General features: G+C 72.2%; 6 protein-coding genes. 1 reads left to right on the top strand and 5 read right to left on the bottom strand.

Features of this window, described 5'->3' with window-relative positions:
* The 4 genes from AB1578_19950 to AB1578_19935 all read right to left on the bottom strand — a co-directional run.
* On the bottom strand, window positions 1-555 hold a 555-nt coding region (locus tag AB1578_19950), incomplete at its 3' end, for a rhomboid family intramembrane serine protease (GenBank protein MEW6490166.1).
* 381 nt (window positions 556-936) lie between these two features.
* Window positions 937-2,979, bottom strand: a complete 2,043-nt coding sequence (locus tag AB1578_19945; protein ID MEW6490165.1) for a DUF3488 and transglutaminase-like domain-containing protein — start codon at window positions 2,977-2,979, stop codon at window positions 937-939.
* Complete coding sequence (locus AB1578_19940; GenBank protein MEW6490164.1) at window positions 2,976-3,998, bottom strand: DUF58 domain-containing protein; 1,023 nt, start codon at window positions 3,996-3,998, stop codon at window positions 2,976-2,978. Before AB1578_19940 ends, AB1578_19945 begins: the two co-directional genes overlap by 4 nt.
* Window positions 3,995-4,936, bottom strand: coding sequence for a MoxR family ATPase (locus AB1578_19935; GenBank protein ID MEW6490163.1), 942 nt, complete (start codon window positions 4,934-4,936; stop codon window positions 3,995-3,997). The genes AB1578_19940 and AB1578_19935 overlap by 4 nt, the downstream gene beginning before the upstream one ends.
* Before the next feature lie 341 nt (window positions 4,937-5,277).
* Here AB1578_19935 and AB1578_19930 point away from each other — a divergent pair, with 341 nt between their 5' ends.
* A complete protein-coding gene (locus AB1578_19930) occupies window positions 5,278-5,778 on the top strand; it encodes a chemotaxis protein CheX (GenBank protein ID MEW6490162.1) in 501 nt (166 codons plus the stop codon).
* 10 nt (window positions 5,779-5,788) lie between these two features.
* On the opposite strand, the gene AB1578_19925 is transcribed toward AB1578_19930, so the two are convergent.
* Complete coding sequence (locus AB1578_19925; protein MEW6490161.1) at window positions 5,789-7,753, bottom strand: nucleoside-diphosphate sugar epimerase/dehydratase; 1,965 nt, start codon at window positions 7,751-7,753, stop codon at window positions 5,789-5,791.
* Window positions 7,754-7,953 lie beyond the last annotated feature (200 nt).

Genomic DNA, 7,953 nt, shown 5'->3' with positions numbered 1-7,953 from the left:
GACCACGCACCCGCCCGCCAGCCACCGGTGCCAGGGCTGCTCCCTTCCCCGCTCCTCGTAGCCCAGCAGGTGCCCCAGGAGGAACCCGGCGACCATGCCTCCCCCGTGGGCCCAGTTGTTGATGCCGGGCACCAGGAACCCGAAGAGGAAGATCCCCACGGCCCAGCCTCCGACCTGCTGGAACACCGCGCTTCCGTACACGCCGCCTCGGCTGCGGCCGTAATAGAGAGCCGCGCCGATGAGGCCGCACACGGCGGCGGAGGCGCCGATGGTGAAGGGAATCCTTGCCGCGTAGGAGACGAGGAACCCCCCCACGCTGCCCAGGGTGTAGAGGGCCACGGTGCGGCTCGGGCCGTACTCGCGCTGGATCAGGGGGCCGAGCTGCCGCAGGGCCACCATGTTGAAGAAAAGGTGGAGGATGCCGCCCTGGAGCCAGCCGGCGGTCAGGAGCGTCCACCAGCGGCCCAGGCCGTCGATCGGGATCGAGCCGGTGGCCCCCAGGAGCAGGAGCGAGGTGTTGGAGGGCGAGAGGAACCCCAGGGGGTTGGCCGACATTCCGACCCCGCGGGGGATGAGGAGCAGCGAGAGGGCGTAGAGGGCCGCGTTGGAATAGATGACGGCCCAGACCAGGGTCTCGGGGTCGGGGCGAAAGAGGATGCGCCCCCACCGATCGGCCGGGCGCAGGAGCCCGCAGTGGGGGCAGTTGACCGCGTCCGCGGGGGTGAGCTTGCGGCAGTTGGGGCAGGGAATGGGCAGAGACAGGGGACACCTCCCTCTCGCGAACGGGGTATTCGGACCTCGGGCGGCCCGGAGCGGAGCCCACAGGATAAACGGCGGCTCCTTTCGGGTAAACCCGGGGGCGGGTGAAGGGTGAAAGGTGAAAAGTGAAAGGTGAAGAGTGAGAGGTGGCGAGGGACGGGCGGACGTCGCCCTCCTTTACTTCGGGCCCGCGGAGCGCGGCATTCTGCCGGGCCGAAAGGCCCGCACCGCCCGGCGGAGCCGGCGCAGTTCTTCCTGCCGGGCTCCCGACGGAAGCTGCGGTGCGTACCGCAGTCTCTGGTAGGGCTCGAGAACCGCGCGCGCGGCGTCGGCAAGGTCGGCCCGTTCCTGTGCGATTCTCGACGCCAGGTCCAGGGGCCCCTCGTGGGGTCTGCGGGGCACTCCCGTCCGGTCGAGCCGACGGCAGAAGCGCCGGTAGGCCCGAACCTCGGGCAGCTCTAGGGCGCCTGCGCCGCGCCGGGCCAGGGCAAGTGCCAGGCCCGCCAGGAACACCCCCCCCGCCGCCGCCAGGGCGATGGAAAGCCCCCTCCAGGTGGCGCCCCGGTAGCCCAGGCGGGCCATGAGGTCGCGCTGGCGAAAGTAGTCGTATCCCAGCACCCAGCGGTTCCACCCGTGGCCCAGGGCGTCCCAGGCCGCCCGGGTCCACCGGATTCCCGCAGCCAGAGGGCCTTCGCCGGGCAGGGCGAAGCGCACCGGTAGCGACCCGGCGCCGAGCATCCGCAGGATGGGGCGCTCGATGCGCTCCGGGGCCACCGCCGTCGTGGGGTCCACCCGCACCCATCCGCGCTCCTCGAGCCACACCTCGCTCCAGGCGTGGGCGTCGGCCTGGAGCACCAGGAGGTAGCCTCCCAGGGGGTTCTCCTCTCCCCCCAGGTACCCTGCCACGACGCGGGCGGGAACCCCCGCGGCGCGCATCAGCACCGTGAAGGCCGCGGCGAAGTGCTCGCAGAAGCCCGCCCGGGCCTCGAAGAGGAAGGCATCCACCGGGTCGCGGCCCAGGAGCGGCGGGGAGAGCGTGTACACGAAGGGCTCCCGGCGAAAGAAGTCCAGGGCCTGGCGGACCACGGCTTCCCCGTCGAGCCGCCCCGACGGCGCGCCGGCCGCCTGGGCCCATTCCTGTGCCAGCCCTCGCACCCGAGCGCTCACCGCGGGCAGGGCGAGCGCCGCCGCCAGCTCCGGGGACTCTCCCTGGGTCTCGCCGCCGCTGCCTCCGGGAAGCGACCGCACCGCGTAGCGCCTTCGATGTACCACCGGCGCGGCGGCCCGAAGCTCGCTGCCCCGGGTGAGGCGCGCCCCCTCCGGTGCGGAGACCGGCCGGTCCAGGGCGAAGAGCCAGCGCTTTCCGTGGGGTTCGAGGGTGACCTCGTGCTCCAGCGCGTCCGCAGTGGTTTCCGGGGGCCCGGCGAGAACCTCCTGGGGAGAGCGGCCGGCGGTCCAGCGCACCCCGTCGGTGTCTTGCAGCACCAGACCCCGCCAGTAGCGCTGGGACGAAGGGGGGAGGGTGCCTCGGAAGTCGGCCCGGAACGCCACCGCGTCCGAGAGGGCGATGTCGGTGACGCTGCCGGGGGACATGGTCTCGGAAAATCCGGAAAGGCCCCGGCTCACGTCGGCGGGCAGGCTCCAGAGGCGGCCCGGGACCCGGGGGAAGAGGAGGAAGACGACCAGCGCCAGGGGCAGGGCGGGGGCGAGCAGCCGCCCCGCGACCCCGAGCCCTCCCCGCCATCCCAGGTTGCCCCGGGCGTCGGAAAGGCAAACGAGCGCCCCCGCGGACACGAGCACCGTCGCGCCCATGTGGACGGCCGCTGCGGGAGAGGGGTCGTAGAGGAGGTTGGCGAGCACGAGGAACCAGGAGAGGAAGACCAGGAGCACCCGGTCCCGGGCCTGGCGCAGCTCCAGCAGCTTCAATCCCCCCAGGAGGAAGAGGAGCAGGAGGGCCGCGTCGCGCCCCAGGGGGCGGGGCGCCGAGAGGGCCACGCCCAGGGCGCCCAGGATGGTGAGCCCGAAGACGAGCCAGCGGGGGAGCTCGCGTCCTCCCCGGAGCTCGAGCCGGATGCGCCAGGCCCCCAAGAGCGCCACGGCGACCACCACCCAGCCCGGCACCCGCAGGGCGTGGGGGCCGAGCGCCGTGGCCCAGGTCGCGAACAGGAGCACCCCAGCGGCGGGAGGCAGCCGAGGCCCGTTCGCCGCGGCGGGCGTCACGGCTCGAACTCCGCCAGGGCGGTCAGGCACCGGCGCAGGTGGGCCTCGCCCCGGTCGGGCCCCGCCTGGAAGCCGGGCAGGCGGAGCGCCCAGGGCCGTGCGCTCCCGTGGGCCTCCAGGGCCCAGCGGCAGAGCCGGCTCAGGCGCTCCTCCGTGCCGAGCCCCGGGAGGTCGTCCCAGGAGAGCCACAGTTGCGCGCCCTGTTCGCCCAGGAAGTGCTTGGAGAGGAGCTCCTGGGCGCGGGCCGAGGCCTTCCAGTGCACCGTGCCCGGCGATTCGCCCGGGTGGTGCCGCCGGATCCCCGCGAAATCGCCCTGCCCGACTCCGGACGGGGCGGCGGCTTCTCCCTCCCGGTCCGAGCCGGTGGGGGCCGGCCAGGGGTGGGGCGGGCCGGGACGGGGATAGACGAGGCAGCCGAGCGGGAGCTCGAACACCGACCAGGCCCGGGCCAGACCCAGGGGAAACCGGGTCTCCACCACGACGGGGCCCAGCGCCAGGCGTCCCCTGCGGGCCGCCGGGCGCAGGAGCTCCACGGCGCTTGCCCCGGGCGGCAGGTCCGCGGCTTCCCCTTCCCGCCCCCCGTTGCGGGCCCGGGGGCGCAGGGCGACCGCCCGCCGGGTGCCGCCCGGATTGTCCAGGAGGATGGCGAACCGCGCCGCCTCGCCCGCGAACACCGGCTCGGTCCGCCCCGGCGCCAGGCGCAGGCCGGAGAGGTTTCGGTGGGTGTGGAGAATGGAGACGACGGCGAGGCTGCCCAGGAGGAAGGTGAGGAGGAGCCCCAGGCCGTTCTCGTAGTTCACCGAACCCAGGAGCATGGCCAGGAGCAGCGCTCCCAGGGTCCAGCCGGCCCGGGTGGGCAAGACGAAGATGCGGGAGCGGTCCAGGGCGACCGGGCCGGCGGCCGGTCCTTCCCCCCGCAGGAACCCAGCCCTGCGCAGCGGTCTTGCCAGGCGCGCCAGTGCGCCCGGCACGGGGTTCCCCTTCGCCGCCACGTCGAGATCCCGCCGCCGCAAGCTCACGGTACCGGGACCGACTCCACCAACCGGCGCACCACCTCCTCTTCGGCCCCGGCCCCCAGAGCTTCCGCCCCGGCCAGCCGGTGGCTCGCCACCGCGGGGAGCACCGCCTGCACGTCCTCGGGCAGCACGTACTCCCGGCCCTCCAGCAGGGCCCACGCCTGGGCGCTGCGCAAGAGGGCCAGGCCGGCCCGGGGCGAGAGGCCCGCGCCGAACTCTCCCGAGCTCCGGGTGAACCCGAGCAGTGCCTGGAGGTAGTCCAGGAGCGCTTCCGAGGCGTGCACCCCAGCTACGGCCTCCTGGGCCTCTGCCAGCTCCCCCGGCCGGACGCAGGGCGCCATTTCCCGCAAGAGCTCCCGCCGATCCCTGCCCTGCAGGAGCGCCCGCTCGGCCTCCGGGTCGGGGTACCCCAGGCGCAGCCGCATGAGGAACCGGTCGAGCTGGGACTCGGGGAGGGGAAAGGTGCCCACCTGGTGGCTGGGGTTCTGGGTGGCCACCACGAAGAAGGGCATGGGCAGGGGGCGGGTCTCGCCGTCCACCGTCACCTGCCCCTCCTCCATGGCCTCCAGGAGCGCGCTCTGGGTCTTGGGGGTGGCCCGGTTGATCTCGTCGGCGAGCACCACGTGGGCGAAGACGGGCCCCGGGTGGAAGCGGAAGGCGGCGGCGTCGCGGTCGTACACCGAGACGCCCAGGATGTCGGCGGGCAGGAGGTCGCTCGTGAACTGCACCCGGTGGAACTGGAGGCCCAGGGTGCGGGCGAGCACCTGGGCGAGGAGGGTCTTGCCCACCCCCGGCAGGTCCTCGATGAGCAGGTGGCCCCGGGCCACCAGGCACGCCAGCGCCAGCCGTACCGGGCGCTCCTTGCCCAGCACGATACGCCCGGCGCATGCCACCACGTCGTGCAGACGGCCCTGTGCGTGTCCCGAAGCCGGTGCGTTCATGGGATGGATCATACCATCCGGGGCGCCGGCGCCGACAGCTTTCGTGCGGCAGGTGTCGTGCGGCAGGGGCCCCGGAAAACCGGGAAGATCTGGGGATACTGCGCCGCAGACCGCCGTTGCCTGAGAACGAAAGACCTCGACCTCACGCAAAGGCGCAAAGGACGCGAAGAAAAGCCCGAACCCCCTTTGCGCCTTGGCGCCTTTGCGTGAGAAGCCGTTGAACGGGTGCTCCACTCTGCGGTGAAGTCGGTGCTTCGCCGGTCCGATACGGAGATGGCAGGTGTCGCGCATGACCGGGTGGGGCGCAGGCCGGGAGGCCGACCCCGAGGAGGTGGCTCGCAGTGGAGTCCCACGTGGACGTGTTTCGGGACTGTGCCCTCCGGGTTCTGCACCGGATGGCGGGGCTGGCGGCCCGGGTGGGGCCGGCGGCGCGCATCACCGAGTCGCGCACCGCCGACAGCCTGAGCGCGCTGGTCGGGCTCCAGGGGGACCTCACGGGATCGGTAGCGCTGGTGTTCGCGCGGGACGTGGCGTGGCGGGTGGCGGGCCGTGTCTCGGCGGAGTCCCTGGGCCCGGGCGACGCGCAGACCGTCCATGCCATCGCGATGGAGATGGTCAACACGGTCGCCGGAAATGCTACGGGGCTTCTCTTGCGCGCGGGGCTTCGCGAGGGGCTCACCCCGCCCACCATCGTCGAGGGACCCCAGGTCTTCTTCGGGTTCGTCGGCGGGATCGAGACCTTCGCCGTTCCCCTCCTCACCGAGGAGGGCACCGTGGTGCTCCTGGTGTCGTTGAAGCGAAACCCGGAATCCGGCGACGGCGCCTCCGCTCTCAGCCCCTGAGGTGTCCTCGCTACTTGGTGTGCCGGCCGGACCTACCGGCGTGGGCGCCGGCAGCCCCTGCGTCGTCCGACGCCACGGCGCCGTCGGCCCGCTGGCGCGAGGGGAGCGCGACCGCCGCCGGGTGTACCTGCACGGTGCCGCCGGCCCGACGGTTCGTGGATCGGTACTCCGGGACCATCTCCTCCAGCTTGTGGACGGCCAGGTCGGGATCGCCCTTCGCCACGCAGGACCAGAGCTCCTCCAGGTGCCGCTCGGCCTCGTCCAGCGGCAAGGGTCGCGCGGCCGCCACGAGGATCTTCTTGTGGGCGGTGGGCCGGATCCCCTCACCGTCGATCAGGAGCTCCTCGAAGAGCTTCTCCCCGGGCCGCAGCCCGGTGAAGGCGATGGGGATGTCCTCGTAGGGCACGAGGCCCGAAAGGCGAATGAGCTCTTCGGCCAACTCGACGATCCTGACCGGTTCTCCCATGTTCAGGAGGAAGATCTCCCCCCCCTGGCCCATGCTGCCGGCCTGGAGCACCAACTGGCTCGCCTCGGGGATGGTCATGAAGTAGCGCGTGACGTCGCGGTGGGTCACGGTGACCGGGCCGCCCCGGGCGATCTGCTCCTGGAACAGGGGCACCACGCTGCCGTTGGAGCCCAGCACGTTGCCGAACCGCACCGTGATGAAGTCCGTGCGGCTCTTCTCGCTGAACGCCTGGACGAAGATCTCGGCGGCCCGCTTGGAGGCGCCCATCACGTTGGTCGGGTTCACCGCCTTGTCGGTAGAGATCATCACGAACCGCTCGACGCCGACTTCCTCCGCCGCGCGGGCGAGGTTGCGGGTTCCGATCACGTTGGTCTTCACTGCCTCCAGAGGGTGGTACTCCATCATGGGCACGTGTTTGTACGCCGCGGCGTGGAAGACCACCTGGGGGCGCGACTCGCGAAAGACCCGCTGCACTTGTTCGGTGTCGCGCACGTCCGCGAGAACGGGGCGTACCGTCTGCTTCGGAAAGTCTCGCTCCAGCTCCAGCTGGATGTGGTGCAGCGGCGTCTCCGCAACGTCGAAGAGGATGAGCTCCGCGGGCTGAAAACGGGCCAGCTGCCGGCACAGCTCGCTCCCGATCGAACCCCCCGCCCCCGTGACCAGCACGCGACGCCCCACCAGGTATGCCGCGATCCGGTCCGTCTCCAGGCGCACCGGATCGCGGCCGAGCAGGTCCTCCAGGTTGACCTCGCGCAGTTGGGCGGCGAGGCGCGCCGGGTCGAGCATGTCGGTGATGGGCGGCAGGGTACGCACCTCGAGCCCCGCCTCCCGGCAGGCGTGCACCACCTCGCGGATGAGCGTCGCAGGGGCCGAGGGTATGGCGATGACGACGTGGGTCGCGCTCTGCTCCCGAGCGACCCGCCGCAGCTGCCGAATGGTGCCCAGCACGGGCCGGCCGCTGATGTTGGCGCCGGCCTTGGCCCGGTCGTCGTCCAGGAACCCCACCACGCTGTAGCTCAGGTCGGGGTTGTGGCGGATCTCCTGGAAGAGCATGCGCCCGGCCATTCCCGCCCCCACGAGGAGAGCCCTGGGCCCCCGATTGCGGCGCCGGGTGTAGCGGTGTTCCTGGAGCACCCTCCAGACGAGGCTGCGACCCATGAGCAGGGCGTTCACCAGGAGCCAGTCCAGGAGGAAGACGCTGCGGGAGTAACCCTGAAAGTGGGTCGCGAAGACCGTGACGAGCGAAGACGCCGCCGTGGCCAGGGTGACCGCCTTGACGATGTGCACCAGGTCGGGGATGGAGGCGTAGCGCCACAGGCGGCGGTAGAACCCCATGGCGAGGAAGCAGACCGGCTTGACCAGGACCGAGACGAGGAGTCCGGTCCAGAATACGGCAACCTGCGGCTCGGGGATACTCCCCTCGAAACGCAGCAGGTACGCCAGAACGTGGCTCGCGGCCACGAGGAGCACATCGACGGGGAGCAGAAAGAGACGCCGGTAGCGGATCATGGACCTTTCCCATGCCTCGGGCGGGCCGCACGCAGGGGGATTCCACGAACCGCCCCCGCGGCAAGCGGAGGCGGAAGAATACCGCAGGGCCGGGGTCCGTGTCCAAGCCGGGGGACCGGAACAGCCGTTACTCGGCCAAGAGGGGTTCTCTTCCGGATCGTGTGGGTCGACCCACGGGGAAGCCAACCCCGGGGTCCGGG

This window comes from Thermodesulfobacteriota bacterium, from assembly GCA_040756475.1.
Lineage (GTDB): Bacteria > Desulfobacterota > Deferrisomatia > Deferrisomatales > JACRMM01 > JBFLZB01.
This window is presented reverse-complemented; position numbering and strand designations above follow the sequence as displayed.

What these genes read in the sequence shown, in the direction of transcription:
- AB1578_19935 (MEW6490163.1), bottom strand. Translation starts at nt 4,936, where the DNA reads ATGAACGCACCGGCTTCGGGACACGCACAGGGCCGTCTGCACGACGTG.
- AB1578_19925 (MEW6490161.1), bottom strand. Translation starts at nt 7,753, where the DNA reads ATGATCCGCTACCGGCGTCTCTTTCTGCTCCCCGTCGATGTGCTCCTC.